Source organism: Bacillus sp. JJ1532 (genome assembly GCF_036965085.1).
In the GTDB taxonomy this organism is placed as follows: Bacteria; Bacillota; Bacilli; order Bacillales; family Cytobacillaceae; genus Cytobacillus.
Map to the genome: position 1 here is coordinate 1 of NZ_JBALOW010000006.1, position 1,159 is coordinate 1,159.

General features: G+C 32.0%; 1 protein-coding gene. It reads left to right on the top strand.

What is annotated here, in order from left to right:
- Window positions 1-207: 207 nt before the first annotated feature.
- A complete protein-coding gene (locus V7122_RS03180; RefSeq protein ID WP_335525795.1) occupies window positions 208-1,107 on the top strand; it encodes a nuclease-related domain-containing protein in 900 nt (299 codons plus the stop codon).
- The last annotated feature ends 52 nt before the right edge of the window (window positions 1,108-1,159 follow it).

Below are 1,159 nucleotides of genomic sequence, written 5' to 3' on the forward strand. Positions count from 1 at the left end.
AGGACGTCGCTAGGCAAAAAAAGAACATCATTTAGATGTTCTTTTTTTTGTGGGTTTTAATGGCTTTATTAATGATAAATCCTATAATGGTGTGATGTTAATGTTTGACAATTTATTAATGTTACCTAAAATTGAGATTAGGTAGCATTATTAATGCCGCTGCACAAAACAAAAGTAAGGATGTGAATTAAGATTATTAAAAGCCGAATGGAACCAGTTGAATTAAAGTTTTCTAGATACTTGAATGCGAGAGAGGGATTAACAGATAGTGAAAAAATCCATTATTTAAGTCTTGAAAAGGGATTTCAAGGGGAGAAAATGTTTGATTCTTTATCAGCAAGCCTATCTAATAATTGGCTGATTATTAATGACTTAATGCTGAAATATAATAATACTGTCTTTCAAATTGACACCCTGCTGATCTCATCTGCAAAGATTTATCTTTTGGACATAAAAAATTATGAAGGCGATTACTATATTAAGGATGATAGGTGGTATAAGGTACCTAAAAAGGAAATAAGAAATCTAATTCATCAACTACAAAGGAGTGAAACTTTATTACGGAGTCTGCTTCAAGAGATTGGAATCAACATCCCCATCGAATCATTCCTCATTTTCGTTAACCCCGAATTTTATTTATACGAGGCTACACTTGATCTTCCAATAATTTTTCCGCCACAGCTTAAAGGTTTTCTCAAACATTTAAACAATCAACCTGAAGGATATTATGAAAAGCAAATAAAATTAGCCAAGCAATTAGTATCTATGCATGTACAAGTTTCACCGTATATGCGAATACCGGAATATAGCTATGACCAGTTAAAAAAAGGCCTATTCTGTCTTGGATGTCAGTCATTTAATATCTACAATTTATCAAGAAATACACTAATATGTAATGAATGCGGATATAAAGAAAATAGCACTAATGCAGTTTTGCGTGGCATAGAGGAATTTTCATTTTTATTCCCAGATAAAAAGGTCACCACGAATGTCATCTATGAATGGTGCCAAGTAATTCATTCCAAAAAAACCATTCATAGAGTTCTTTCACAAAATTTTATTCAAGTTGGGAAAAGAAAACATTCTTACTATGTTAAAGAGGAGTAAATATTTTAGTTGTTGGCATTTGATTAACGCCCATCGTCAGGAAAAAAGTCGT